The 23,436-nt window shown below is 62.8% G+C and carries 21 protein-coding genes; 19 read left to right on the forward strand and 2 right to left on the reverse strand.

Annotated elements, in window-relative coordinates; genetic code table 11:
* Window positions 1–166: 166 nt before the first annotated feature.
* The 11 genes from msuE (at window position 167) to FJV83_RS18615 (ending at window position 11,450) form a co-directional block, all read left to right on the forward strand.
* On the forward strand, window positions 167–736 hold the full coding sequence (gene msuE / locus FJV83_RS18565; RefSeq protein WP_095774113.1) for an FMN reductase: 570 nt from the start codon (window positions 167–169) through the stop codon (window positions 734–736).
* 25 nt (window positions 737–761) lie between these two features.
* Window positions 762–1,862, forward strand: coding sequence for a dimethylsulfone monooxygenase SfnG (gene sfnG / locus FJV83_RS18570; RefSeq protein WP_095774263.1), 1,101 nt, complete (start codon window positions 762–764; stop codon window positions 1,860–1,862).
* Between the two features lie 54 nt (window positions 1,863–1,916).
* Window positions 1,917–2,819: an ABC transporter ATP-binding protein gene (locus tag FJV83_RS18575; RefSeq protein WP_095774114.1), complete on the forward strand. Its 903-nt coding sequence runs from the start codon at window positions 1,917–1,919 to the stop codon at window positions 2,817–2,819.
* Window positions 2,819–3,715, forward strand: a complete 897-nt coding sequence (locus tag FJV83_RS18580; RefSeq protein ID WP_095774115.1) for a branched-chain amino acid ABC transporter permease — start codon at window positions 2,819–2,821, stop codon at window positions 3,713–3,715. The genes FJV83_RS18575 and FJV83_RS18580 overlap by 1 nt, the downstream gene beginning before the upstream one ends.
* Window positions 3,716–3,718: 3 nt before the next feature.
* The gene (locus FJV83_RS18585) at window positions 3,719–4,768 is read left to right on the forward strand and encodes a branched-chain amino acid ABC transporter permease (RefSeq protein WP_142887135.1); all 1,050 of its coding nucleotides are present in this window, start codon (window positions 3,719–3,721) and stop codon (window positions 4,766–4,768) included.
* 51 nt (window positions 4,769–4,819) lie between these two features.
* Complete coding sequence (locus tag FJV83_RS18590) at window positions 4,820–6,151, forward strand: ABC transporter substrate-binding protein (protein WP_095774117.1); 1,332 nt, start codon at window positions 4,820–4,822, stop codon at window positions 6,149–6,151.
* A gap of 93 nt (window positions 6,152–6,244) precedes the next feature.
* Window positions 6,245–7,036, forward strand: a complete 792-nt coding sequence (locus FJV83_RS18595) for an ABC transporter ATP-binding protein (RefSeq protein ID WP_095774118.1) — start codon at window positions 6,245–6,247, stop codon at window positions 7,034–7,036.
* Window positions 7,033–8,280, forward strand: a complete 1,248-nt coding sequence (locus FJV83_RS18600; protein ID WP_095774119.1) for an SfnB family sulfur acquisition oxidoreductase — start codon at window positions 7,033–7,035, stop codon at window positions 8,278–8,280. The genes FJV83_RS18595 and FJV83_RS18600 overlap by 4 nt, the downstream gene beginning before the upstream one ends.
* Before the next feature lie 33 nt (window positions 8,281–8,313).
* Complete coding sequence (gene ssuD / locus FJV83_RS18605) at window positions 8,314–9,489, forward strand: FMNH2-dependent alkanesulfonate monooxygenase (RefSeq protein ID WP_095774120.1); 1,176 nt, start codon at window positions 8,314–8,316, stop codon at window positions 9,487–9,489.
* On the forward strand, window positions 9,486–10,916 hold the full coding sequence (locus tag FJV83_RS18610; RefSeq protein ID WP_142886615.1) for an FAD/NAD(P)-binding protein: 1,431 nt from the start codon (window positions 9,486–9,488) through the stop codon (window positions 10,914–10,916). Before ssuD ends, FJV83_RS18610 begins: the two co-directional genes overlap by 4 nt.
* Before the next feature lie 27 nt (window positions 10,917–10,943).
* The gene (locus tag FJV83_RS18615; RefSeq protein ID WP_095774122.1) at window positions 10,944–11,450 is read left to right on the forward strand and encodes a flavin reductase family protein; all 507 of its coding nucleotides are present in this window, start codon (window positions 10,944–10,946) and stop codon (window positions 11,448–11,450) included.
* Window positions 11,451–11,640: 190 nt separating this feature from the next.
* Here the strand turns inward: FJV83_RS18615 and iolE are convergent, their stop codons facing one another.
* Together iolE and iolD are read right to left on the reverse strand one after the other, a co-directional pair.
* Window positions 11,641–12,540 carry a myo-inosose-2 dehydratase gene (gene iolE / locus FJV83_RS18620; RefSeq protein WP_095774123.1) on the reverse strand — a complete coding sequence of 300 codons (900 nt, stop codon included), beginning with the start codon at window positions 12,538–12,540 and terminating at the stop codon, window positions 11,641–11,643.
* Window positions 12,541–12,642: 102 nt separating this feature from the next.
* A complete protein-coding gene (gene iolD, locus FJV83_RS18625) occupies window positions 12,643–14,484 on the reverse strand; it encodes a 3D-(3,5/4)-trihydroxycyclohexane-1,2-dione acylhydrolase (decyclizing) (RefSeq protein ID WP_095774264.1) in 1,842 nt (613 codons plus the stop codon).
* Between the two features lie 213 nt (window positions 14,485–14,697).
* Between iolD and FJV83_RS18630 the strand changes: the two genes are divergently transcribed.
* The 8 genes from FJV83_RS18630 (at window position 14,698) to FJV83_RS18665 (ending at window position 23,425) form a co-directional block, all read left to right on the forward strand.
* Window positions 14,698–16,134, forward strand: coding sequence for an NAD-dependent succinate-semialdehyde dehydrogenase (locus FJV83_RS18630; protein ID WP_095774124.1), 1,437 nt, complete (start codon window positions 14,698–14,700; stop codon window positions 16,132–16,134).
* A gap of 11 nt (window positions 16,135–16,145) precedes the next feature.
* Window positions 16,146–16,961, forward strand: a complete 816-nt coding sequence (locus FJV83_RS18635; protein ID WP_095774125.1) for an aldolase/citrate lyase family protein — start codon at window positions 16,146–16,148, stop codon at window positions 16,959–16,961.
* Window positions 16,961–17,926: a hydroxyacid dehydrogenase gene (locus FJV83_RS18640; protein WP_095774126.1), complete on the forward strand. Its 966-nt coding sequence runs from the start codon at window positions 16,961–16,963 to the stop codon at window positions 17,924–17,926. The genes FJV83_RS18635 and FJV83_RS18640 overlap by 1 nt, the downstream gene beginning before the upstream one ends.
* Window positions 17,927–18,113: 187 nt before the next feature.
* Window positions 18,114–18,938: a 3-methyl-2-oxobutanoate hydroxymethyltransferase gene (locus FJV83_RS18645; RefSeq protein ID WP_095774127.1), complete on the forward strand. Its 825-nt coding sequence runs from the start codon at window positions 18,114–18,116 to the stop codon at window positions 18,936–18,938.
* A gap of 226 nt (window positions 18,939–19,164) precedes the next feature.
* The gene (purU, locus tag FJV83_RS18650) at window positions 19,165–20,049 is read left to right on the forward strand and encodes a formyltetrahydrofolate deformylase (RefSeq protein ID WP_095774128.1); all 885 of its coding nucleotides are present in this window, start codon (window positions 19,165–19,167) and stop codon (window positions 20,047–20,049) included.
* Window positions 20,050–20,083: 34 nt separating this feature from the next.
* Window positions 20,084–21,079: a Gfo/Idh/MocA family oxidoreductase gene (locus FJV83_RS18655; RefSeq protein ID WP_095774129.1), complete on the forward strand. Its 996-nt coding sequence runs from the start codon at window positions 20,084–20,086 to the stop codon at window positions 21,077–21,079.
* Window positions 21,080–21,296: 217 nt separating this feature from the next.
* Window positions 21,297–22,280, forward strand: coding sequence for a substrate-binding domain-containing protein (locus FJV83_RS18660; protein ID WP_095774130.1), 984 nt, complete (start codon window positions 21,297–21,299; stop codon window positions 22,278–22,280).
* Between the two features lie 80 nt (window positions 22,281–22,360).
* Window positions 22,361–23,425 (forward strand): ABC transporter permease, encoded by a 1,065-nt coding sequence (locus tag FJV83_RS18665; protein ID WP_095774131.1) that lies wholly within the window; start codon window positions 22,361–22,363, stop codon window positions 23,423–23,425.
* The last annotated feature ends 11 nt before the right edge of the window (window positions 23,426–23,436 follow it).

Below are 23,436 nucleotides of genomic sequence, written 5' to 3' on the forward strand. Positions count from 1 at the left end.
GCCATCATCAGTGTATGTTGCTACCGATCATTGGCAGGACCTCATTTTTCTCCTCTAAGCCGAAAAATCGAAACCTAATTCCTTATCTCTATAGATTTTGTCGAATATCGTCTGCCCCGGTTTGAAAGTGGCCTAGTGCGCAGGCAGGGCTTGGGAGATTGACGAGTTGGCACCGCTATCGGTTCTCGGAATATCCGGCGGCGTCAGCACGCCATCACGCACCACGGCGGTGGTGAATGCGCTGATTAAGGCGATCGCATCGCGTATGCCCTCAGACAGCGGGCTGATCGAAATTACCGAGGCGGCACCTTCGCTTTTCGCCGGGCTTTCCCGCAGCGCGCTTGGCGCGTCGGGCGAAGCGATCGTCCAGCGCGTCGAGAAGGCCGACCTGCTCGTGGTCGGGACGCCCGTCTACAGGGCTTCTTATACCGGCGCCCTCAAACATCTGTTCGACCTCGTCGATTATCGTGCGCTGGCCGGCAAGACCGTGCTTCTCGCGGCGACCGGCGGAAGTCCATACCATGGCCTGGTGCTCGAGCATCAGCTCAGGCCGCTGTTCAGCTTCTTTGGCGCCGTCACCGTACCGACAGGCATCTATGGCGCGCCCGACGATTTTGTCCGCGCCGAAATCGTCGGCGAGGCGATACGCGAACGCATTTCAAGGGCCGCTACCGAAGCGGTCTCCTTGCTCAACTCCAGTCATGCAAAAACTGCCGTCGCCGCGCGCGCCGGCTGAGCCAATCAAAAGGGGAAGCCACGACATGAGCTCGCATTCCGACAGTCTCAAATTCGCATACTGGGTTCCGAACGTCTCCGGCGGACTGGTCATCTCCAACATCGAGCAGCGGACCGGTTGGGACATCGACTACAACCGCAAACTTGCCCAGATCGCCGAGGCCAACGGCTTCGACTATGCGCTGAGCCAGATTCGCTTCACGGCCGGCTACGGCGCCGACAACCAGCATGAATCCGTGTCGTTCAGCCACGCTCTGCTGGCCGCCACCACGACGCTGAAGGTCATCGCCGCGATCCTGCCTGGCCCGTGGAACCCGGCGCTGGCGGCCAAGCAGATCGCCACCATCAACCACCTGACCAATGGCCGCGTCGCCGTCAATGTCGTCAGCGGCTGGTTCCGCGGCGAGTTCGCCGCCATCGGCGAACTCTGGCTCGACCATGACGAGCGTTATCGCCGCTCGGAGGAATTCATCCGGGCGCTGCGCGGCATCTGGACCGAGGACAATTTCACGCTGAAGGGCGACTTCTATCGCTTCACCAACTACTCGATGAAGCCGAAGCCGATCGATCCCCAGCCTGAGATCTTCCAGGGTGGCTCGTCACGCGCCGCGCGCAACATGGCATCACGCGTGTCCGACTGGTATTTCACCAACGGCAACACGCCGGAAGAGATCAGGAAGCAGGTCGACGACATCCAGGCCAAGGCGGAGGCCAATGGCCACAAGGTCAAGATCGGCGTCAACGCCTTTGCCATCGCTCGCGAAACCGAGGCGGAAGCGCGCGCCGTGCTGGACGAGATCATCGCCAAGGCCAATCCCGAAGCGGTGCAGGGCTTTGCCGACCAGGTCAAGAACGCCGGCAAGGCCTCGCCCGAAGGCGAGGGCAACTGGGCGAAGTCGTCGCTTGAGGATCTTGTGCAATACAATGACGGCTTCCGCAGCAATCTCATCGGCACGCCAGAACAGATCGCCGAGCGCATCCTCAAGCTGAAGGATGCCGGCGCGAATCTGATCCTGCTTGGCTTCCTGCATTTCCAGGAAGAGGTCGAGTTCTTCGGCAAGCGCGTCATCCCGTTGGTGCGCGAACTGGAAGCGGCTCGCGACAGGGAGCTTGTCGCCGCGGAATAAGACAGGCGCGGCCTTCGGGCCGCTGCCAGTGCTCATTCAAATCAGGAACGTTTCATGTTTGCTGCTTCGCTGGGAGCCGCCGCATACGAGCGCGCGCCCGAAATTTCCGCCATCCTCGCGGTATCTAACCCCGTCGGGGACACGCGCCCGGCATGCCTCTCGTCACGGCCGGATGCGATCCTGGCGCTGAGCGGGATTGGCATTTCCTTTGGCGGCGTCACGGCGCTGAGCGATGTCGACCTCGAGGTCAAAAGCGGCGAAATCCGCGCCGTAATCGGTCCCAACGGCGCTGGCAAATCCTCGCTGATCAACATCATCAGCGGCCTCTATCACGCCAACCACGGCAAGATCGCGATAGCCGGCCAGTTATTCTCCAGAGTGCCTGCGAGCCGTCTGGCACGGCTGGGGGTCGCGCGCACCTTCCAGAACCTGGCGCTGTTTCCCGGACTTTCGGTGCGCGACAACATTGCGTCGGGCCGCGTCCACACCAGGCGCGCCAGCTTCGTCGAGCATATTGCGGGCCTGCCGCGCGCTCGGCGCGAAGATGCGGGGATCGCCGAAAAGGTCGACCAGACAATCGCCTTCCTGCACCTCGATGGTGTCGCCGACCGCCTCGTCGCCACCTTGCCCTACGGCCTGCAGAAGCGGGTCGAGCTGGCGCGCGCCCTGGTCGCCGAGCCGAAGCTGCTGCTGCTCGACGAGCCGATGGCCGGCATGACGGCGACGGAAAAAGCCGAAATGGCCGGGTTCGTGCGCGCCGCGCGCGACCGGCACGGCGTCACCATCATCCTGATAGAGCACGACATCGGCGTCGTCATGGGTCTCTCCGATCGCGTCGCCGTGCTCGACTACGGCCGCAAGATCGCCGACGGCACGCCGGCCGAGGTGCGCGCCGATCCGGCGGTGATCAGGGCCTATCTCGGCACCGCCGAAGGCGAAGATGGCGAGGGCATCTGATGAGCTACTATGATTTCCTCTTCACCATCGAGGTGCTGGTTGGCGGCTTGCTCTCTGGCGTCATGTACTCGCTCGTCGCCATCGGCTTCGTGCTGATCTACAAGACGTCGGGGGTGCTGAACTTCGCGCAAGGCTCGATGGTGCTGTTTGCAGCACTCACCTTCGTCAGCCTGGTCGAGCGCGGCGTGCCCTTCGCGCTTTCGCTGCTGATCACCTTCGCGGTTATGGTCGCGCTCGGCTTCACCATCGAGCGAACCGTATTGCGGCCGCTGGTCAATCGCTCGCCGATGACGCTGTTCATGGCGACGCTCGGCCTGTCCTACATCATCGAGGGTGCCGCGCAGCTTATCTGGGGCACGCAGGTGCATGGGCTCGATCTCGGTATCGACGACACGCCCTTTGAGGTCGGCGGCATCCTGATCTCGTCGTTCGATCTGCTGGCAGCCGGCATTGCCGCGGCGATGGTCGCCGGCTTGAGCGCATTCTTCTACTGGACCCGCATCGGGCTGGCGTTTCGCGCCGTCGCCGACGACCAGTTTGCCGCACTTGCCGTCGGGCTGCGGCTACCCCGCATCTGGGGCACCGTGTGGTCGGCCGCCGGTTTCGTGGCGTTGGTCGCGGGACTGCTGTGGGGTGCACGCCTCGGTGTCCAGTTCTCGCTGTCGCTGATCGTGTTGAAGGCGCTGCCGGTGCTGGTGCTTGGCGGCTTCGATTCCATTCTTGGCGCCATCGTCGGCGGCCTCATCATCGGCGCCAGCGAAAAACTCGCCGAGGTCTATCTCGGCCCCTTCGTCGGCGGCGGCATCGAAGGCTGGTTCGCCTATGCGCTGGCGCTGGTGGTGCTGCTGGTGCGCCCCTCCGGCCTGTTTGGCCAGAAAACCGTCGAAAGGGTCTGACCGATGGCCGTGCAAGCGCTCGATGCCGCAAGGTTTCCAATCGACTGGCTGAAAATTATCCGGAAATTCGCTTTGCCAGCCGTGCTGATCGTCGTCGCCTACGGCCTGATCCCGGCCTATGCCTCGAGCTATCTGGTCGAGGCGATCCTGCTGCCGTTCCTGGCGCTCAGCCTGGCGGCGGTTGGCCTCAATCTGCTCACCGGCTATTGCGGCCAGCTTTCGCTGGGTTCATCCGCCTTCATGGCGGTGGGCGCCTTCGCTGCCTACAATTTCAACCTGCGGGTCGAAGGACTGCCGCTGGCCGCGACCATGATCCTGGCCGGGATTTCGGCCGCCGGCATCGGCGTCGTGTTCGGATTGCCGAGCCTGCGCCTGCGCGGTTTCTATCTCGCGGTCTCGACGCTCGCCGCCCAGTTTTTCGTGCAATGGGCGTTGACCAATTTCGGCTGGTTTTCCAACGACAACCCGTCCGGGGTGATTTCCGCGCCACGCCTTTCCGTGGCCGGGATCTCGCTCGACGGCGCGACCGGCCGCTACCTGCTGTCGGTCACCACGGTCTTCGTGCTAACGGCGCTGGTGTGGCGGCTGGTCAACAGCGCCACCGGCCGCAACTTTATCGCCGTGCGTGACAACGAAACCGCCGCGCGAGTGATTGGCGTCCCGGTGCTGCGGACCAAGCTGCTGGCGTTCGCCATTTCGTCCTTCATCATCGGCGTCGCCGGCGTGCTGTGGGCCTTCACCTATCTGCGCACCGTCGAGCCGGCCGGTTTCAATCTCGACCGCTCGTTCCAGATCCTGTTCATCATCATCATCGGCGGGCTGGCATCGATCCGCGGCGCCTTTCTGGGGGCGGCGTTCATCGTCGTCTTTCCGCTCTTTCTGTCCCGGCTCGGCGCCTTCGTGTTCGGTGGCCTGTTCGATTCAGGCGTGCTCGACATGAGCCAGCGCATCGCGCTCGGCGCGCTCATCATCATCTTCCTCATCGCGGAACCGAACGGGCTGTCGGCCCTTTTCGACCGCCTGAAACGACGGATCGGCTCAAGGTCCAGCTGAGCGCCGCTCGACATTTCTCTCACGGACCCACAATCTCAGGAGACGCAACCCATGACCTTCTTCAGTCACCTCAAGAAAGCGGCGATCGCCACCGCCTTCGTCCTCGGCGCGACGGCCGTGCACGCCGACGAACAGCATTTTCCCCTGCAGAGCTACCGCGTCGGCCCTTATGCCGCCGGCGGCACCGGCTTCTTCGGCGGCTTCATCGACTATCTCAACCTGATCAACATCCGCGATGGCGGCGTCAACGGCGTCAAGCTGACCTGGAGCGAGGGCGAGACCCAGTATGAGGTCGAGAAGGGCGTCGAGGTCTATGAGCGGTTGAAGAGCAATCCCGGCATCGCCGCCTGGAACCCGCTTTCGGTCGGCATCGCCTACGCCATGATCGACCGCATCACCGACGACAAGGTGCCGCTGATCACCATCAATCACGGCCGCACCGACACCACCGACGGGCGCGTGTTTCCTTACGTCTTCCCGCTGCTGCTCAATCCCTACAGCGAGACCTCCGGCATCGTGAACTACATCGCCTCCAAGGCAGGCGGCCTGGACAAGCTCAAGGGCAAGAAGATCGTCGTGCTCTATCACGGCTCGCCCTACGGCAAGGAGACGATCCCGATCTATGAGCTGCTGTCGCAGAAATACGGCTTCGAACTGTCGCAGATCGAAGTTCCGCATCCGGGCAACGAACAGCAGGCGCAGTGGCTGACCATTCGTCGCGAGCACCCCGACTATGTCGTGTTGCGCGGCTGGGGCGTGATGAACCCGGTCGCCCTCAAGACCGCCCAGAAGACCGGCTTCCCGGCCGACCATATCGTCGGCAATGTCTGGTCCAACTCCGAAGAGGATGTGATCCCCGCCGGCGACGCCGCCAAGGGCTACACCGCCATCACCACCCAGGCCTCGGGCGCCGACTATCCGGTCGTCAAGGAGATCGTCAAGACGGTCTACGACGCTGGCAAGGGCAATCTTGAGGACAAGAGCCGCATCGGCTCGGTCTACCACAATCTCGGCATCGTCAACGGTATCCTCAATGTCGAAGCCATCCGCATTGCGCAGGCCAAATTCGGCAATCGTACGCTGACCGGGGATGAGGTCCGCTGGGGCTTCGAACACCTCAAGCTCGACCCGGCGCGCGTCGAAGCACTCGGCGCCAAGGACCTCTTCCACTCGATCAACGTCTCCTGGGACAATCACGAGGGTGACGGCTACGTGACCTTCCAGCAGTGGGACGGCAAGAAGTGGAACGTCGTTTCCGACTGGATCGCGCCCGACTGGAAGCTGCTGCGCCCGATCATCGAGAAGTCGTCCGAGGCCTATGCCAAGGAAAAGGGCCTCAAGATCCGCACCGCCGAAGACGCCGATGCGGTGGTCAGCAACTGAGTTTAGCCCGGGGCGGGGGGGGGGGGGGGGGGGGGGGGGGGGCGGCCGACGATCGGGGCGCCCGCGCCATCCATCTTCCCAGCGGAGTTATCGATGTCCAGCCCGGAAAATCCGATCCTGTCGGTCAGCCGCGTGGAGGCCGTCTACAACGGCGCCATCGCTGCCCTGCATGGCGTCGACCTGACGGTCGGCAAGGGGGAGATCGTCGCGCTTCTCGGCTCCAACGGCGCGGGCAAGACGACACTGCTGCGCGCCGCATCCAATCTGCTCCCGGCCGAGCGGGGCACCGTTACCGCCGGGCGGATCATTTTCGATGGCGAGGATGTTTCCAGGGCAAGCCCCTCGCACCTCGTCCGCAAAGGCCTGGTCCAGGTTCTCGAGGGCCGGCACTGTTTCCGCTCGCTGACGGTCGAGGAGAATCTTCTGACCGGGGCGCTCGGGCGCTCGTCCTCGCACGCTGGCGTCAAGGCCGACCTTGAGCGCGTCTACGCACTCTTCCCCAGGCTTCTCGAGAAACGGCGAAGCCGGTCCGGTCTCACCTCCGGCGGCGAGCAGCAGATGACGGCGATCGGCAGGGGCCTGATGTCTCGGCCGAAACTCTTCGTGCTCGACGAGCCTTCGATGGGGCTGGCGCCGCTGATCGTCGACGAGATCTTCAGCGCCTTGAAGCGGCTCAATCGGGACGAAGGTCTTTCGATCCTTGTCGCCGAACAGAATTCAGCAGTGGCGCTGAAATATGCCGACCGCGCCACCGTGCTCGAAAACGGCGTCAGCGTCTTGGCCGGGCCGGCTGCCGACCTGCGCCAGCGCGACGACATCAAGACCTATTATCTCGGCGGCGCGCCGCTTCCATCGCAACACTTTCCCCAGGAGACAGCAGCATGACCATCCAATCCAAGCAGCCGTCCGACGCGTGCGTCGCCGTGCCTCCGGTCGAGCGCCCGTCGGCCAAGGCGCATGTCATCAAGACCGATGCCGAGGCGATCACTGTTGCCGAAAAACTGGCAGCCGACTTCGCCAGGGAAGCCTCGAAGCGGGACCGCGAGCGCATCTGGCCGAAGGAAGAGCTCGATGCGTTTTCGCAAAGCGGCCTGTGGTCGATCAACGTGCCGAAGGCTTATGGCGGGCCGGAGGTCTCCTATGTGACGCTGTCGAAGGTCATCACCATCATCTCGGCGGCCGATCCGTCGCTCGGCCAGATTCCGCAGAACCATCTCGGCGTCGTCGCCGCCATTCGCACCGTCTCCGACGAAGCGCAGAAGCGGCTGCTCTTCGCCGAGGTGCTGTCGGGCACGCGCTTCGGCAATGCGTTTTCCGAATTCGGCTCCAAGCGTGCCGCCGACTTCGAGACCAAGTTCGTCGATGCCGGCGACCATGTGATCGTCAACGGCCAGAAATTCTATTCGAGCGGCGCGCTGCTTGCCCATCTGGTGCCGATCGTGGCGCTCGATGACGAGGGCCGCGCCTGGTATGCGATCGCCGATCGCGGCGCGCCCGGACTGACGGTCATCGACGACTGGTCGAGCTTCGGCCAGAAGACGACGCTCTCCGGCACGGTCCTGCTCGACAATGTGAAAGTGCCGAAGACGCATCTCGTCCCCGGTTACAAGGGCTACGACAAGCCGACGGCCGACGGCCCCATCTTCCAGATCATCCAGGCCGCGGTCGACCTCGGCATCGCCAAGGCAGCGATCGACGAAACCGTCAGCTTCGTGCGGACAAAATCGCGCGCGTGGATCGACAGCGGCGTCGATCATGCCTGGCAGGATCCCTATACGATCCAGGCGATCGGCGACCTTCGCCTGCGGGCCAATGCGGCCGAGGCGGTTCTGGAAAAGGCCGGCCTTGCAGTCGATCGCGCCGTAGCCGACCCGAACGAGAAAACCGTCGCGGAAGCCCAGATCGCGGTCGCCGAATCCAAGATCCTCACCACCGAGATTGCTCTCAACGCTACCAACAAACTGTTCGAGCTGGCTGGCACGCGATCGACGCTGGCCGAGCACAACCTCGACCGCCACTGGCGCAATGCCCGTACCCATACGCTGCACGATCCGGTGCGGTGGAAATACGCGATCCTCGGCAACTATTACCTGAACGAGGTCAACCCGCCGCTCCATGCCTGGAGCTGAGCGGGAACGCCGTAAAGTCATAAAGGACTATTCATGAGCACTGCCACCCCCGACAGGATCAAGGTCCTGTGGTTTCTTCCCACCCATGGCGACAGCCGCTATCTCGGCACCTCCGAGGGCGGCAGGGCGGTCGATCTGCCCTATCTCACACAGGTCGCCAAGGCGGCCGACGCCATCGGCTACTATGGCGCGCTGCTGCCGACCGGACGCAGTTGCGAGGACAGCTGGGTGGTGGCGTCGGCGCTGGCGCCGCTGACGCAGCGATTGCGTTTTCTCGTTGCGGTTCGTCCTGGGCTGCAGTCGCCGACGCTTGCCGCACGGATGACCTCGACGCTCGACCGCATTTCGGGCGGGCGCTTGCTGATCAACGTCGTCACCGGCGGCGATCCGGTCGAGAACAAGGGCGACGGCATCTTCCTCAGCCATGACGAGCGTTATGAGGTGACGCGGGAATTCCTCGACATCTACAAGGCGGTGCTGCGCGGCGAAACCGTCGCCTTCGAGGGTAAGCATTTCCGCATCGAGGACGGAAGGCTGCTGTTCCCGCCGGTGCAGACGCCGCACCCGCCGCTCTATTTCGGCGGCTCGTCGGACGCGGCCAATGCGGTTGCCGCCGAGCAGATCGACAAATACCTGACCTGGGGCGAGCCGCCGGCGGACGTCGCCGTCAAGGTCGAGCATGTGCGCGGCCTTGCCGAAAGGGCCGGCCGCGAAGTGAGCTTTGGCATCCGATTGCATGTCATCGTCCGCGAGACCAATGACGAGGCCTGGGCGGACGCAGACCGCCTGATCAGCCGCCTGGACGACAAGACGATCGCCGAGGCGCAAAAGGTTTTCGCGCGCATGGATTCGGTCGGCCAGTCGCGCATGAGCCGGTTGCATGGCGGCAGCCGTGACAAGCTCGAAATCAGCCCGAACCTGTGGGCCGGCGTTGGCCTGGTGCGCGGCGGCGCCGGCACCGCACTGGTTGGCGATGCGGCGACCGTGGCGGAACGGATCGACGAATACCGGCGCATCGGCATCGATACCTTCATCCTGTCCGGCTATCCGCATCTGGAGGAAGCCTATCGCTTCGGCGAGCTGGTGCTGCCGCTGCTGCCGCTCGATCACGAAATCTCGACGCGACCGACAGCCGTGAACATGGGGCCGTTCGGCGAGACCGTAGCCGGCGATCACCGACCATCGGCGCTGCGCGCGAGCCAATCTTGAGCGCTTCCCACATGGCCGGCAAACCGGCGGTCGTCATCATCGGCGGCGGCTTTTCCGGTGCCGCAACCGCCTTTCACCTGGCGCGGCTCTTGCCGACCGGCACGGCCGATATCGTCGTGGTCGAACCGCGCGAGGCGCTCGGCTATGGTCTGGCCTATTCGACGGACGATCCCTCGCACCGCATCAATGTGCGCGCATCCAGAATGACGCTGATCTCAGGTGAGGACGGCCATTTTTCCAACTGGCTGGAGCAGACCTGCGCTATTTTGAACGACGTGGAGGCAGTCGCCGCCAGCGGTGCGATCTATCCGCAGCGCCGGGTCTTCGGCCGCTATGTCGCATCCCACCTGCAGCCTTTCCTGCAAAGCAAAGCGATCCGCCATGTCAGGGCCGAGGTTGTTTCGGTCGAGCGCAGTGGCGAGGGCTACCGGCTCGTCCTGTCCGATGGCGCTACGCTTGCCGCCGATGCCGTGGTGATCGCGGCAACGCATCCATTGCCCGCACTGCCGGCGCCGCTGCGCGGCGTGGCAGCTGTCGCCGGGTTGGTGGCCAATCCCTACGATCTCGAACGGCTGCAGGCGATCGGCCGCGATGACCATGTTCTCATCGTTGGCACCGGTTTGACCTCGGCGGATGTCATTGCAACGCTCGACCGCAAGGGCCATCGCGGCCGCATCACGGCACTGTCGCGCCATGGCTATCGCTCGCATGTGCAGGCCGCGATGCAGGGCGACCCGATCGGCGACTTCACCAGCCCGCCTTTACGCAGCGCCACGGCGCTGCTCAGGCGCATCCGAGCCACGATCGCGGCAGCGACGCGACAGGGCGAAGACTGGTACCCCGTTCTCGACGCTGTCCGGCGTCAGGGGCAGTTGATCTGGCAGGCCTTGCCGCTCGCCGAGCAGCGCCGCGTGGTGCGCCATCTTCGCGCGCTCTGGGACGTGCATCGCTTCCGCATCGCGCCGCAGGTAGCAGTCGTGCTGGATCGCCGCCTTGTCGGGGGCACGCTCGCTTTTCGCGCCGCATCGATTGTCGGGGCCGAAGAGGCCAACGGGCGTATCCGCGTCACGCAGCGGCCAAGGCGCCGCCACAACCTCATCGTCGAAGCGTTCGACAGCGTGATCGTGACGACCGGGCCGGCGCATGCCGATATTCTTCGCACCAACACCGCGATTGCCAGCCTGGGACATCTGGGCCTGGTCCGTCTTGACCCAACCGGCCTCGGTCTGGAGACCGACGGACAGGGTCGCGCGGTCGGTGCGTCAGGTCACCCGGTCGACAATATTTTCATCAGCGGACCGCTGGCACGCGGCAGCGTCGGCGAGCTGATGGGACTTCCCGAGGTCACCGAGCATGCCGAGGGCATTGCTGCCGAAATTCACCAATGGTTGGGATATCAAACGGCGTTGCGTCGCAAGGCGTCGTGACGCTGCAAACACGATGAGGCTATCCAGATGACACTGACCGAACGCATTCTCCTGGATGAAACCCGGATCCCCCTGAAATTTGCGATGCGACACCTGCCCGGCGCCGTGTCCGTGGTCACCGCAGGTATCGGCGACGAACGCACGGGCGCAACGGTTACCACCGCCCACTCCTTGTCGGTCGAACCGGAGGTAATGGTCGTCAGCATCAACCTGAGTTCCTCGACATGGGCTGCCATCAGCCGGCATCGCCACTTCTGCGTGAATGTGCTGCGCGCCGACCAGATCGAGATTGCCGACCGCTTCGCCGGACGCGGCGGCCTCAAGGGATCGGCGCGTTACGAGGGCGCTCGCTGGTCCAGCCTCGCAACCGGCGCACTGGCGCTCGAAGGTGCGCTTGCCGCGGTCGACTGCACTGTCGAGGATACGATTGTTCGCCACAGCCATGCGCTGATCCTCGGCAGCGTCCGGCATGTGGTGAGTGGAGAGCCTGGCCCGGCATTGATCTATCACCACGGCGCATACGGATCGTCGTAGACACCTGTTTGATGGGCGGCGCAGTGATCGAAGCGTTCGACGCCACAAGGGCGTTGGTGCCTTGAAGAGAAAGAGAAAAGGCCAGGCAGATCTCGGCCCAACCCAAAGTCCCGCATACTAGAGGTTAATCGACCGCCATAACGTTACAAATGTTGCCGTAAATGATTGATTTTATTAACATAGTTTGAGTTCAATCCTCTACTGAGTAGCCGGACGCTGCCATGACACGCCGCAACTCCTGATGGCCGATCCTGGCCATCCTCAGGGGTGGGCTCTTCACGGGATCCTGTTCGGCCTCAACCACAAACCAGCCTTCATAGCCGTGGAAGGCGAGGCGCTTCACGATGGCCTCAAAATCCAGAGATCCGTCACCCGGCACGGTGAAGGCGCCCTTGACCACAGCGTCGAGAAAGCTTTCGCGCGTGCGATCGAGGCCCTCGATGACATGCCGGCGCACGTCCTTGGTGTGGACGTGCGAAATCCGGCCATGGTGCTTGTCGATGACGCGCAGCACATCGCCGCCGGCGAATGCCATATGCCCGGCATCGTAAAGCAGCGGCAGAGCCTTTCCGGACTGGTTCATCAACTGATCCACCTCTGCTTCGGTCTCGATCGCCGCCCCCATATGATGGTGATAGGCAATCGGCATGCCTTCGCCGGCGCACCACTCAGCGAACGCTGTCAGCTTCCGGCCGTAGGTCTTAGTCTCCTCCTGGGACAGGCGACGCTTTGTGGCAAGTGGCGCGGTGCGGTCGCCCTGGATTGAGCCAGCGGTTTCGCCGTACACGATGCAGGGAGCATCCACCGCCTTGAAAAGTGCCATCTGCTTGCCGATACGATCCTTCTCGGTCTCGATGTCGCCATCGAGCAGCAGGCCCGAAAACCACCCTCCGCAAACGCTCATGCCTTGTTGCTTGAGGATCGGGTCGAGTACCTTTGCCTCCATGGGGAACCGGCGGCCGGTCTCCATGCCAGTGAAACCGGCTTCGCGCGCTTGCCGCAGGCACTCCTCCAACGATACGTCGTCGCTCAGTTCGGGAAGGTCGTCGTTCCACCATGCGATCGGCGCGATGCCGAGTTTGGCTTTCATTGTTCATCTCCATGGAAGCTTCGCCGTGGAAAAAAGCCGGAACAATTCGAAGGGAGGTCCGAATCGTTCCGGCTGGGGGCGCAATGGGGGCGCCGAACGTGATCAGGTGCCAACGCGTTGCCTTTTGCGGCCTTCCGTTTGGGAGGCGCGGGCTTCTAAGACTTCCTGCCGCTCACTGATTTCAGGCACACCGACATCCCACCACGCGTCGCCTGGCGTCCAGGTGAAGGCGTCCGTGACGATGGTTATGACGGTGGTGCGGTCGGTGGTCTTGGCCCACTCCAGCGCCTGGCCGAAATCGGCGAGGCTGTCGACATGGCGCGTCAAGGCGCCCATCGCTTCGGCGTGCTTGGCAAAGTCGACGCCGAAGGGCTCCTTCACCCGGCAATCCCTGATCAGATTGTTGAACGAGGCGCCGCCCTTGCCGTTCTGCAGGCGGTTGATGACGGCATAGCCGCCATTGTCGCAGACGATGATGATCATCTTGTGCCCGGCAAGAACCGAAGAGTAGATGTCGGAGTTCATCATCATATACGTGCCATCGCCGATCATGACGATCGGGGTTCGGGTCGGATCGGCCATCGCTGCACCCCATCCGGCTGCGATCTCGTAGCCCATGCACGAGAAGCCGAATTCGCAATCGAAGGTGTTGGGCTCCTTGACGCGCCAGTTCTTCATCACTTCGCCGGGCAGCCCGCCTGCGGCCGTAATGAGCAGGTCGCGCTCGCCAGCCTTGGCATTCACCACCCCGACGACTTGCGCGTAGGTCGGCACAGGGTCGTTGGTTGGCTTCTGGAAGGTATCGAGCATGGCGTTCCACTTGGCGAATTCGGCGCGCCCCTTGCTGGTCCACTCCGGGTCTGCCTGCCAGGCGCCAAGCGTGTCGTCGAGTTCGCGCAGTGTTTCCAGCGCATCGCCGACCACCGGCAGGGCCCGATGCTTGGTCGCGTCCCAGCGCGCGGCATTGATCGATACGAACTTGGCATCGGGTGCGAATGCGCTCCATGAGCCGGTGGTGAAATCCATCAGCCTGGTTCCGACCGCCAGCACGACATCTGCCTGAGCAGCCAACGCGTTTGCCGAGGTCGAGCCCACAATCCCGATCGGGCCCACATGTGCGGGATGGTCGTGCGAGACGGTGCCCTTTCCGGCGATCGTCTCGGCCAGCGGGATCCCGCGTTTTTCGGCCATATGAGCGAGCACCTTGCCGGCGTCGGAATAGCGCACGCCGCCACCCGAAATAATGAGGAGCCGCTTCGCATTCCGCAGAATGCGAATGGCCTCCGCCAACCGGTCCCGGTCGGGGCGTGCGCGGGGAATTGAATGGACGGTCCGCTCGAAAAAGGCCGCGGGATAGTCCCAGGCGATTTCCTGGACGTCCTGAGGCAAGGCAATGAAGGCCGGACCGCAATCGGCCGGATCGAGCAGCACGGCGAGGGCCTGTGGCAGGGAAGACAGGATCTGCTCGGGATGGACAATGCGGTCCCAGTAGCGGGTCACCGCCTTGAAGGCATCGTTGACGTTGATGGTGGGGTCCCCGAAATGCTCGACCTGCTGCATGACCGGGTCGGGTCTGCGATTGACGAAGGTGTCGCCCGACAGGAGAAGCACGGGCAGCCGGTTCGAATGGGCCACGCCAGCAGCCGTAACCATGTTCAGCGCCCCTGGGCCGATCGAGGTTGCCGCCACCATGATTTGTCTGCGGCGCCTTGCTTTGGCAAAGCCAATCGCGGCGAGCGCCATCGATTGCTCGTTTTGCCCCCGCCAGGTCGGAAGTACATCCTTCACCGCTTCGAGCGCCTCGGAAAGGCAGGTGACGTTGCCATGTCCGAAAATGGCGAATACGCCCGGAAAGAGCGGCAGCTGCTCGCCGTCAATGACGACGAACTGGTTGCACAGGTAGCGCACCAGCGCCTGTGCCACGGTCAGACGGACTGTTGCCATCATCTCACTCCTCCCTCGTATGACTTTTTCATTTCTACAGAATGAATATTGACAAATCAACCGTTCTGCAATGGTTATTGCGGGGCTGAGGGAGATAGCAGTTTTTGCTGTCTTTGGTTTTGCCGATGACGATCGCCGCTGCTGATCCTGGTGGAGGCGATGAGGGTAGACGGAGGGGTGCTCTCCGCCAATGCAAGCGAGATCGGGTAATCCATGTACCAAGACTTTGGATTGTTCATCAACGGCCAGTGGCGCGCCGCCGAGGGCAGGGGAACCACTTCGGTGGTGAGCCCGGTGACCGAAGAGCCGGTTGGCGACGCTCCGGTCGCGACGCGCGCCGATACCGAGGAGGCGCTTGAAAGTGCCGCTCGCGGTCTATTGGCCTGGAGACGCCGCACTGGCTTCGAGCGGGCTGAGGCCCTGCACGCCGTCGCCGACGAAATGAGCCGCCGCAAGGCGGAAGGCGCGCGCATGATCTCGACCGAGACCGGCAAGCCGATCGCGCAATCGGAGCGCGAATGGAGCCTCGCTGTCGACCAGTTCCGCTGGTACGCCGAAGAGGCTCGGCGCATTTATGGGCGCGTTGTCGAAAGCCGCGTTCCCGGGGGTCGTTTCGAGATCCTGCACGAGCCAATAGGGATCGCCGCGGCCTTCACGGCATGGAACTTTCCCGCCGCCCTTGTTGCCCGCAAGGTGGCGCCGGCGCTTGCTGCCGGCTGCTCGATCATCGTGCGCCCATCAAGCCAGACGCCCGGCACCGCCATGGTTATTGTCGACTGCATTCGCGCTGGCAACCTGCCCGCCGGTACGGTCAGTCTAGTGGTTGGCCCAACCGGCACGACCTACACGCCGATCATGGCGTCGCCACAGGTCCGCAAGGTGTCGCTGACCGGGTCAACCCGTGTCGGCCAGCAAATGATCCGCGATGCCGCCGACACGGTGAAGAAAGTGTCGATGGAGCTTGGCGGCAACGCGCCGCTGATCGTGTTCGACGATGCCGACCTGGAGACCGCACTCAATGTTTCGGTGCCCACCAAATACGCAAATGCGGGCCAGGTCTGCGTCACGCCCGACCGGTTCTTCGTGCACGAGAGCATCCACGACGCTTTCGTCGATGGCTTCGTGCAGCGCACCAAGGCGCTCAAGCTGGGCAATGGACTGGACCCTTCCGTCCAGATGGGTCCGCTCATAAATGCCAACCGCCTGGCCGGTATCGAGAGCATCATCGCCGAGGCCGAGAATGCGGGCGCCAGGATCGTTGCTGGCGGGCGGCGTGCGAGCGCCTTCAACGACGGTTATTTCCATGAGCCCACGGTGCTGGTCGATGTCAGCGACGAGATGCGGGTGTTCTCACAAGAGAATTTCGGGCCGATCGCCGCCATCACCCGGTTCTCCTCGGATGACGAGGTGCTTGAGCGCGCCAACGCTTCCGACATGGGACTGTCCGCTTACGCTTTCACGCGCAGCCCCAAGCGCGCCCGTCGCGCGGTCGCCGAACTCAAATCGGGCATGGTCGGCATCAACAGCTTTGCGCTGGCGGCATCCGAAGCGCCCTTCGGCGGCACGAATTATTCCGGCATGGGCCGCGAAGGCGGCCTGGAAGGTATCGGCGACTACCTCGATACCAAGCTCGCCCAAATCGTATTCTAACGGAGGCTGGATTGATCAAGAACAAGCTCAAGCAAATCTGGGCTGCTGGCCAGCCTACCGTCAACGGCTGGCTGTCCATCGGCAACCCCTTCACCGCCGAGATCATGGCCGCGCAGGGCTATGACAGCCTCAGCATCGACCTCCAGCACGGCGCGCTCGACTATTCGATGCTTCTGCCCATGTTCCAGGCTATGCGCGCCTCGGGTGTCGTGCCGATGGCACGCGTACCCTGGCTGGAGCCCGGCATCGTCATGAAGGTGCTGGATGCCGGGGCCTATGGCGTGATCTGCCCGATGGTCAATACAGCGCAACAGGCAGCGCAATTCGTCAGCTACCTGCGCTATCCGCCGGCCGGTCAGCGCAGTTTCGGGCCGACCCGCGCCAACTTTTCGGCTGGTGCGAACTACGCCGCGGAGGCCAATGATGAAATCCTGGCCTTTGCCATGGTCGAGACCGCCGAGGCGATGCGCAATCTCGAGGCGATTGTTGCAACGCCTGGGCTCGACGGGGTCTATGTCGGCCCCGCGGACCTGACATTCAGTCTGCACCAGGGGCGGCTCGCCCCCGCCTTCGACCGCGAGGAGCCGGAGATGATCGAGGCTTTGCAGACCATTGTTGCGACCTGCAAGAAGTTCGGCAAGCGCTCGGCACTCCATTGCGGCACGCCCGATTATGCGGCGCGGGCCGTCGGATGGGGCTACGACATGACAACCGTGTCGGGGGATTCCCGTCTGCTTGCCGCCGCGGCCTTGCACAGTGTGTCACGCTTCCGCGATCTGACCGGCCACAACGTGGCTGCGACCGCGCCCGGCAAGGAATCTTACTGATGCCACACGTCCTGATCGCAGGCCGACTCCATCCAAGTGGCATTGCCCTTCTCGATGCCACGCCAGGCGTCACCTACGACTACGTTGAGGACGTGTCGGAGCCGAGCTATGCGCCCCTGATCGACCAGGCCGAGGGGCTTGTCCTTCGCACGCAGCCATTGTCTGGCGCGACAGTCGCCCGCGCCAGCAAACTCAGGATCGTCTCACGCCATGGCGTCGGCTACGACGCCGTCGACCTGCCATCGCTCAACAGCCGCGGCATCGCGTTGGCGATCGTCGGTGACGTCAATTCGGTGTCGGTGGCCGAGCACGCGATGATGCTTTTGCTGGCGGCAAGCAAGCGGCTTGTCCGTGCCGACAAGGCCGTGCGCGACGGCAACTGGGGCTGGCGCAACAGCCTTGAGGCCCAGGAACTCTTCGGCAAGCGGCTGCTGATCATCGGCTATGGCCGCATCGGCCGGCATCTGGCGCGTATGGCCGCGGCCTTTGGCATGGAGGTGCGGGCGCACGACCCGTTGCTCTCCAAACAGGGCTGGCCAGACGGGTCTATCATTTCGCAAAGCAACCTGGCTCAGGGACTGGCATGGGCGGACGCCGTTTCGGTCAACGTGCCCAAAGCCGACGAGCCGGTCATCGGCGCTGGCGAGATCGCGGTGATGAAACGCAGTGCGATCCTGATCAACACGGCGCGTGGCGGCGTGGTGGATGAAGTGGCGCTGGGGGCGGCCTTGCGCGACGGCCGCATCGGCGCGGCCGGTCTGGATGTGTTCGATGACGAACCGCCGCCGCTCGATCACCCGCTGTTTGGTCTGGACCAGGTGATACTGACCCCGCACATTGCCGGCCTGACTGCCGAGTGTGGGGAACGAATGGCCGTCTCGTCCGTCCAAAATGTGCTCGATTTCTTCGCCGGCAAGATCGATCCAACGCTTGTGGTCAACGATGCCCGGCTGAACGGCAGGTGAGCGGCTCGACAAGGGTGACCACGCCAGCGCGGTTAAGCAGCTCGCTGCCAGGCAGTCCGGTTGGTCCTCAGTCAAGGACGCTACAACCAACTCATTTCGGTAAATGCCGGACACGCTAAAATTTCACGCAGCACGATACATAAGTCCCTTGCAGGAAAATCTCTCCAGCCATCCACGGGGTGCATCCTTGGTTCATAAAAATACCCGCCCAACTGTCGCTGACATTCGCGCCATGAAGGCGCGAGGGCACAAGATCTCAATGCTTTACGTCACGACGCTGGATGAGGCTGCAGCTGCCGACGCGGCCGGGGTTCATATGCTGTCGATCGAGGGTCGCTTCTTTTCTCCCGCAATGCGCGAGGCCGCTGGGCGTTGCTTCGTGCAGGTCGGACTGCCATTTGGTTCGTCCGGAACGCTCGAGGGCAGCAGGCTCGCCACTGCAGAGGATTATCTTCGCGCGGCCTTTCACTTTGCCGCGATGGGAGGGGACTGCTTTTATTGTGCGGCTTCCTATGACATTCAAAAGGTGCTTTGCGACAACCGGGTGCCCATCGTTGCCCATGTCGGCCTTGTCCCGACCCATATCACCTGGACGGGCTTTCGTGCCGTCGGCAAGACGGCGTCGGAAGCCTTGATGATCTGGCGGCAGGTAAAGCAACTTGAAACGGTTGGCTGCTTCGGGGCTGAGCTTGAGGTCGTGCCAGATCGGCTTGGCGAATTCATTTCAAGAAATACGTCGATGATCATGCTCGGCATGGGAGCCGGACCGGGCGCTGACGCCCAGTATCTGTTCGCCGAAGATGTTTTGGGTCATACCGAAGGCTACAAGCCGCGCCATGCGAAAACCTACCGCAACTTTGCCGCGGAATATGCTCGGCTTCAACAAGAGCGGATCGCGGCTTTCAAGGAATTCGTCACAGACGTCGACGCCGGTGCTTACCCGACCCCGCACCACAATGTCGCGATGCAGGAGAGCGAATATGTCCAGTTCATGGAGCAGGTCAAACTTTGAGCTGCGGGGTCTGCAGGTTTCATACGACCGCCATCCAGGCTCACTTGCTTGTCGCCCAATGACTGCGCTTCTCAATGCGGTCTACATCGCGACCTCGCCTAACTGCGGCCGCCGGCAAGGTGGGTGCCAGCTGCCGAAGCAGGTCAGCGCATTGTGATCAATGTCCACCCCAACCACGTCGCCACCTTCGACACGGCCTCCCGATATTAAGTGCCAAGGAAGAATCATGTCCAACTTTGCCCTTCGTGTGAAATGCCGCTCAACCAGGGGGATCGTTGCCGCCATTTCAACGTTCCTGGCAGATCAGACCTGCAACATTACCGACAGTGCCCAGTTCGATGATGTCGATACCGGAAATTTCTTCATGCGGGTCAGCTTTCGCTCCGAAGGCGGTCAAGGCCTCGAAGAACTCAAGACAGGGTTCGAAGCGATTGCTTCACCTTTTGGCATGGAGGCACAATTCTTCGACGAGGCCGTCAAACGCAAGGTCATCATCATGGTCTCGCGCTTCGGTCACTGCCTTAACGACCTTCTTTATCGCTGGCGTATCGGTGCTCTTCCCATCGACATCGTGGCGGTGATTTCCAACCATATGGAGTACCAAAAGGTCGTTGTGAATCACGATATTCCCTTCCATTGCATCGCGATGAGGAGAGAAAACAAGCTCCAGGCCGAAGCGCAGCAGATGCGCATTGTGGAGGAAACGGGCGCCGAGCTGGTCGTGCTGGCCCGCTATATGCAGGTCCTGTCAGACGACATGTGCCGGACCATGTCGGGCCGGATCATCAACATCCACCACTCGTTCCTGCCTTCGTTCAAGGGCGCCAACCCTTACAAACAGGCCTACGAGCGGGGCGTGAAACTGATCGGCGCCACATCGCATTACGTCACCGCCGAGTTGGACGAAGGGCCGATCATCGAGCAGGATACGGTGCGCGTGACCCATGCTCAATCCAACGAGGACTATGTCAGCCTCGGCCGCGACGTCGAGGCTCAAGTCCTCGCCCGCGCGATCCATGCCCACATCCACGGACGCGTGTTTCTCAATGGCAACAAGACGGTCGTCTTTCCGCCGTCGCCGGGTTCGTATGCTTCGGAGCGAATGGGATGACCGCACGCAAGGCTGGTGGTTTACGGGGGGCCAAATGAGTCTCGGTATCGGCATCATCGGTGCGGGCGTCATGGGCGCGGACCATGCCCGCACTCTCGCCACTCAGGTCGGCGGCGCCAAACTCGTTGCCGTTTCAGATCCCGACGAGGCGCGAGCTTGCGAGGTCGCGCGTGCAAACGAAGCGCGCCGTCATCACACTGACGGCTTTGCCCTTATCGAAGATCCGGTGGTCGAGGCCGTGATCGTCGCTTCCCCCGATCATACGCATGCCGCGATGGTGCTGGCTTGCCTGCGAGCTGGCAAACCCGTGCTGTGCGAGAAGCCGCTCGCGCCCACGGTGGCCGAATGCCGCGAATTGATCGAAGCCGAGCAGCGTACAGGCCGGCGCATGATCCAGGTCGGGTTCATGCGCCGGTTCGACCCGGCCTATGCCGCCATGCACGCAACGCTGTCCTCAGGCCGGCTGGGACGGCCGCTGCTCATGCATTGCGCCCATCGCAACGCCGTGGCGCCAGGCTTCTTTACGCCGGAGATGTCGATTGCAAATGCGGCGGTGCACGAATTCGATGTCGTGCGGTGGCTGTTGGGTTTCGAAGCTGTGGCGGTCACTGCGCTGCGGTCGGCCAGCAAGGCCAACGGAGCGCTGCGCGATCCTATCCTGCTGCTTCTCGAGATGCAGAATGGCGTTCTGGTCGACATCGAGATCTTCATGAACGCAGCCTACGGCTACGACATCCGCGCTGAACTGGTCTGCGAGAACGGCACGATCGAGCTTGGCCGGCCCGCGCCGAACCTCGTGCGCAACGAAGGTGGGGAGGCGCGCACTTTCCCCGGTGACTGGCGTGGTCGCTTCAGCGATGCCTATCGGCTCCAACTGCAAGCTTGGATAGGCGGCATTGGCGGCAAGACGCAAAGCGGCGCAGGCGCGCTCGATGGGTATGTCGCGACCCAGATCGCGCAAGCAGCCCTTCGTTCGCTTGCCAGCGGCGCGCGCGAGGAGATTTCGCCCGACGCATCCCTCACAGGATAGGACGCGGCCGGTGAGTTTTTTTGATCCCTGAAAACAGGCGCATGTCGCCGACAGCGCAAAGCCTTTCAATGCATGTTGCAAGCCTTTTAGATTAGAAATTTCTGTTGCAAGAAGATGCCGTTTGTGATTTTCTCGCAGCTGGCTCTAAGCCGACAAATGCCTCGACGGAGGTCCGCCACAACGCGCGGGATTCGGGGCGTCTCTGGGAGGAACTTGAATGCGCATCACGAAAGCAATTGGCGCGACCATCGCGCTGTCGATCCTGCTTGGCCTGGCGCCAGCGGCCCGTGCGGCCGATGCCGACCACAAGGACGAATGGTCCAAGATCAACATCCTGTTCGTGCCTTGGTCGCAGTCCTCGAACCCATTTTTCGAGGCGGTGATCAGCGGCGCCAAGGATGCTGCCGCCCAGCAGGGCGTCAACATCGACGTCCAGTTCGGCGAAGAAGACCAGCAGCACCAGCTTGGCATCCTTGAGACCGGCATTGCCAACAAGGTCACGGCCATCGCCGTCAACATCTCCGATGACAACGCCTATATCGACGTCCTGTGCAACGCCGTGAAGCAGAACATCCCGGTCGTCACCTTCAACATCGATGACTCCCGTCACGGCGCGGCGGGCTCAACCTGCCGGCTGGCCTTCATGGGCCAGAACTTCGCCGATGCCGGTTATGTGCTCGGCAAGCGCATGATCGAGGAGCACCATCTGAAGAAGGGCGACGTCGTGTTCACGCCCGTCGAGGCACCCCAGGCGACCTACGCCGTGCAGCGCCATGCCGGCGTGCAAAAGGCCCTGGAAGAGATCGGTGCGACCTCCGAGATCCTCGGTACCGGCAACGACCACGCCCAGGCGCTCAACCTCATGACCCAGTATCTGCTGGGGCATCCCAAGACCGCCGCCGTGATCGGCCTTGGTCAAACACCTACCAGCCAAGCCGTTCAGTCAATAAAGGACGCCGGCCTCAAGATCCCGTCCGCGGGCTTCGACGTCTCCAAGGAGATTCTCGATAACATCGCCAACGGCGAACTTACCGCCGCGGTTGATCAGCAGCCCTACAGCCAGGGCTACTATGCCGTGACCCAGCTCGCGCTTTATCTCAAATACGGCCTCTACCCATCCGAGATGGATACGGGCGGCAAGGGCCTCATCGACAAGACCAACTACAAGCTTGCCGAGAAATGGGCCGGTCCCGTCCGCTAGACCAAGGTTGACGCTACACGACGACGTCCGGCGGCCCTTGCGGCCGCCGGCGCCAAAATCCCGTCCAAGGTGAGGGCAAGATGACACTGAGCCAGTCCGACCATATTCGAAAGGCCATCGCGGCGCGGGCCAACCGCCCGCTGACCGTCAAGCTCGGCGACTGGATACGCGATCGCCCCGAAGGCGGCATTGCGGTCATGTTCATCCTGGTGCAGATCGTGTGCATCATCGCCGCCCTGATATTCCCGGACACCTTTCGCTACCTGGTGCCGGCCAACATCTCTGTCACGCTGAAGTCGATCGCCGTGCCCGGCATCATGGCGCTGGGCGTCGGCATCCTGATGATCGCGGGTGAGTACGACCTTTCGGTGGGCGCGCAATATTCGCTGCTGTCGATCATTTGCGCCGAGGTCTCGAACCATTTCATGGGCGACATCGCCGCCGATCCCAGCAGCGCGCTTGCGCCCTTCATGGGCATGGCGTTCGCTTTGGCTCTGGGCGTGCTGATCGGCATCGTGCACGCCTTCATCACCTTGAAGTTCAACATACCTTCGTTCATCACCACGCTGGGCGGCATGCTGTTTTGGAAGGGCACGACGCTGTTTGTTCATGGCTCATCGGCGCTGCGCTTCAAGCCGACCGAACCCTTCGCCACCCTGTTTGGTGGAGAAGTCGGCGTCGTCCATGCCTCGATGATCTGGTTTCTCGTCTTCGCCGTGATCTTTTACTTTCTCCTGCATCATCATCGGCTGGGCAATCACTTCTTCGCCGTCGGCGGCAACCGCAACGCCGCCGTCGCCATCGGCATCAATCCGGTGCGTACCAAGACCGTCGCGTTCGCGTTGGCTGGGTTCATGGCCGCCTTCTCTGGTATCGTGGCGGCGTCTCGCGTCGGCTCCATTCAGCCAGGCGGCGGCTTGGGCATGGAATTGCAGACAATCGCGGCTTGCGTGATCGGCGGCTTCGCCCTGACCGGCGGCCGCGGTTCCATCCTGGGCATTGTGCTGGGAACCGCTTTGGTTTTCACCATTCAGGATGTTTTGCTGCTGCTGCGGGCGCCAGCCTTCTATTTCGACATGTTCGTGGGTGCCCTGATTGTGCTGGCGGTGGTCATGAACACCGCGGTCCGTCGGGTGCGAGGCTGAGGAAGGAAGAT

Source organism: Mesorhizobium sp. WSM4307 (assembly GCF_007003945.1).
Classification (GTDB): Bacteria; Pseudomonadota; Alphaproteobacteria; order Rhizobiales; family Rhizobiaceae; genus Mesorhizobium.

What these genes read in the sequence shown, in the direction of transcription:
- sfnG (WP_095774263.1), top strand. Translation starts at nt 762, where the DNA reads ATGAGCTCGCATTCCGACAGTCTCAAATTCGCATACTGGGTTCCGAAC.
- FJV83_RS18575 (WP_095774114.1), top strand. Translation starts at nt 1,917, where the DNA reads ATGTTTGCTGCTTCGCTGGGAGCCGCCGCATACGAGCGCGCGCCCGAA.
- FJV83_RS18580 (WP_095774115.1), top strand. Translation starts at nt 2,819, where the DNA reads ATGAGCTACTATGATTTCCTCTTCACCATCGAGGTGCTGGTTGGCGGC.
- FJV83_RS18585 (WP_142887135.1), top strand. Translation starts at nt 3,719, where the DNA reads ATGGCCGTGCAAGCGCTCGATGCCGCAAGGTTTCCAATCGACTGGCTG.
- FJV83_RS18590 (WP_095774117.1), top strand. Translation starts at nt 4,820, where the DNA reads ATGACCTTCTTCAGTCACCTCAAGAAAGCGGCGATCGCCACCGCCTTC.
- FJV83_RS18595 (WP_095774118.1), top strand. Translation starts at nt 6,245, where the DNA reads ATGTCCAGCCCGGAAAATCCGATCCTGTCGGTCAGCCGCGTGGAGGCC.
- FJV83_RS18600 (WP_095774119.1), top strand. Translation starts at nt 7,033, where the DNA reads ATGACCATCCAATCCAAGCAGCCGTCCGACGCGTGCGTCGCCGTGCCT.
- ssuD (WP_095774120.1), top strand. Translation starts at nt 8,314, where the DNA reads ATGAGCACTGCCACCCCCGACAGGATCAAGGTCCTGTGGTTTCTTCCC.
- FJV83_RS18615 (WP_095774122.1), top strand. Translation starts at nt 10,944, where the DNA reads ATGACACTGACCGAACGCATTCTCCTGGATGAAACCCGGATCCCCCTG.
- iolE (WP_095774123.1), bottom strand. Translation starts at nt 12,540, where the DNA reads ATGAAAGCCAAACTCGGCATCGCGCCGATCGCATGGTGGAACGACGAC.
- iolD (WP_095774264.1), bottom strand. Translation starts at nt 14,484, where the DNA reads ATGGCAACAGTCCGTCTGACCGTGGCACAGGCGCTGGTGCGCTACCTG.
- FJV83_RS18630 (WP_095774124.1), top strand. Translation starts at nt 14,698, where the DNA reads ATGTACCAAGACTTTGGATTGTTCATCAACGGCCAGTGGCGCGCCGCC.
- FJV83_RS18640 (WP_095774126.1), top strand. Translation starts at nt 16,961, where the DNA reads ATGCCACACGTCCTGATCGCAGGCCGACTCCATCCAAGTGGCATTGCC.
- purU (WP_095774128.1), top strand. Translation starts at nt 19,165, where the DNA reads ATGTCCAACTTTGCCCTTCGTGTGAAATGCCGCTCAACCAGGGGGATC.
- FJV83_RS18655 (WP_095774129.1), top strand. Translation starts at nt 20,084, where the DNA reads ATGAGTCTCGGTATCGGCATCATCGGTGCGGGCGTCATGGGCGCGGAC.
- FJV83_RS18660 (WP_095774130.1), top strand. Translation starts at nt 21,297, where the DNA reads ATGCGCATCACGAAAGCAATTGGCGCGACCATCGCGCTGTCGATCCTG.
- FJV83_RS18665 (WP_095774131.1), top strand. Translation starts at nt 22,361, where the DNA reads ATGACACTGAGCCAGTCCGACCATATTCGAAAGGCCATCGCGGCGCGG.